The organism is Parasphingorhabdus sp. (assembly GCF_036568145.1).
Lineage (GTDB): Bacteria > Pseudomonadota > Alphaproteobacteria > Sphingomonadales > Sphingomonadaceae > Parasphingorhabdus.
In genome coordinates this window covers 1-2154 of record NZ_DATCTC010000024.1, presented here as the reverse complement: position 1 = coordinate 2154, position 2154 = coordinate 1, and the positions used below count along the sequence as shown (strand labels likewise).

The 2154-nt window shown below is 55.8% G+C and carries 2 protein-coding genes; both read left to right on the top strand.

Features of this window, described 5'->3' with window-relative positions; genetic code table 11:
• Positions 1-647 (top strand): DUF7146 domain-containing protein (locus VIN76_RS08885; RefSeq protein ID WP_332041488.1); only part of this gene is annotated, 647 nt, incomplete at its 5' end.
• 94 nt (positions 648-741) lie between these two features.
• Positions 742-2076, top strand: a complete 1335-nt coding sequence (locus VIN76_RS08880; RefSeq protein ID WP_332041487.1) for a hypothetical protein — start codon at positions 742-744, stop codon at positions 2074-2076.
• The last annotated feature ends 78 nt before the right edge of the window (positions 2077-2154 follow it).

The window sequence follows — 2154 nt, the reverse complement described above, 5'->3', positions numbered from 1 at the left end:
GTTCGGTTTCAATCCCTCCGACGGAGTTTAAAGAGCCCAAGCCGTGCGCCAATGCACAGCGGCTTTGGCGGCAAGCTAAATCATTGCAAGGAAGCATTGCCCAGACCTATCTCAAAAAACGTCTGATCAAAATGGCATCTCCGGAACTACGCTATCTGGAGCGAACACCGCTGGGACCAAAAGGCCGTGTCCGCTTTTTACCTGCGATGGTGGCAGCTGTTCGCACGGATGCGCATATCATGGCTATTCATCGGACATTCTTGCGCAATGATGGCCGTCAGGCGGATTTCACAAAACCCAAACGCGCTTTGGGGGCGCTGGGGACAGGGGCTGTCCGTCTCTTCCCGCCCAGAGATGGAACTCTTGGTCTCGCGGAGGGCACCGAGAGCGCCTTGTCTGCTACCCAGCTTATCGGCATTCCGACTTGGGCGACATTGGGCAATGAACGCTTTGGGATCGTTACGATCTCTGAAAACGTGAAAAAGCTTTATCTGTTCGTGGACCATGATCTCGGCGGCGACCTTGGCGAAGCGAAAGCTCGCGAACATTTCAGGATGCCGGGGCGGTCCATTGAAGCGCGCCGACCACAGCGGCGCGGCGATGACTGGAACAACGAACTGTTCCGTAAACTGGCGGCTACCACCTAACCCGCTTCACCCATGATTGAGAGGAAAGGATGCTTTCCCCTGTGTGCACGAGGGCGTTGCCACTTTGGCGATAGCCGTGCCCATGGAGGAAACTATGACCGCACAATCTGCACAATTTCAACTTGAAGATTTTTCTGATGAACCTTCGGTTCTTACCATTAAGACGGGACACGAAATTGCTTGCCAACTTGGCTCTGGTAAAATTCTCACCCGCAAAGACATCAATGCGATATTCAAAGAATTAACCGGGAGCAGCGATGCTGCAGAAGCTTGGACGGTCAAAATGTACGGCTGCGCGCTTGAACTAGCGGAACTATTCTGGCTCCGGGCTCACAACGGGATTATCCTAAACTCTGATTTTTCTGAGGCCGACAAACATTTCGATACATTGGAGCGGTCCCTTCCGCCGCAATATAACCGCCATGACGATCAAATCGCACTCCAGCAATTCTCGACGCCAGCAAGGCTCGCGTGGATCATGGCGGTTGCGGCAGGCGTAAGTTCGCAAGATAGTGTTCTTGAGCCTTCCGCGGGAACCGGAGTGCTGGCGCTCTGGCCATACCTGACGGGTGCAAAGCTCATTCTCAATGAAATTGACGATCTGCGCAAAGCCTGTCTTGTCGCACTTTACCCCGATGCCTTGCTCACCTCTCATGATGGTGAACTGATCGACGAACTGCTTGCACCGCGCTGCAATCCAAATCTCGTCCACATGAACCCGCCTTTCGCCCGTAGCGTGGAACGCGGCAGCGATGGCCGAACGGCGTTGCGGCATCTGCGCTCTGCATGGCGGCGACTGGCAGTGGGTGGACGTCTCGTCGCGGTCATGCCCGAAGGGTTTAGCGCATCCAAATTTGCGAAGGATAGCGATGCACCATGCACGCTCAGGCTTAATGCGCGCATCAGCCGGTCCTTTTCCCGGCGGGGCACGGGTGTTGCCGTGCGCATGGTGGTTTTTGACAAGCGGCACGCCGAATGCGAGGCTGTGCCCATTGAAGCGGGTAACTTCGAGACGCTTTATCGTGCCTGCATTGCACTTCCATCGCGCGGGGTCGCAAATACCAGTCCGCCGAGGTGTATCGCCGCTAGCAAGCCGCTCTCCATGATCTCGTGCCAGCGTTCCAGGCGTCCCTCCCCGCCAATCCGATCAAATCTTGAAAAATCAGAAATATCCGAAGACCTTGCATTTGAAGTGCTGGAGACACCGGCTCCGACACCCGAGCAAAAAGGCATTTACCTTGCCTATCGGTCCAGCCGGATAGCTATCGACAATGCTCCTGTCCACCCGACACCACTGGTGGAATCTGTCGCGATGGGATCTGTTGCCGCGCCGATACCAGAATGTCAGCCGGTGGTCCCGGCAGGGTATCCGCCGCGAAATAGGTGGCAGCGCCGCCCGCAGATCGGACATTTGACGCGGAGAGCATAGTCAATTCCTATTCTATTGCGCGTGCCCTCCGCCGCGCAGGTTTCACATGTCATATTCGCCGATATCGCGGTCTGGTTC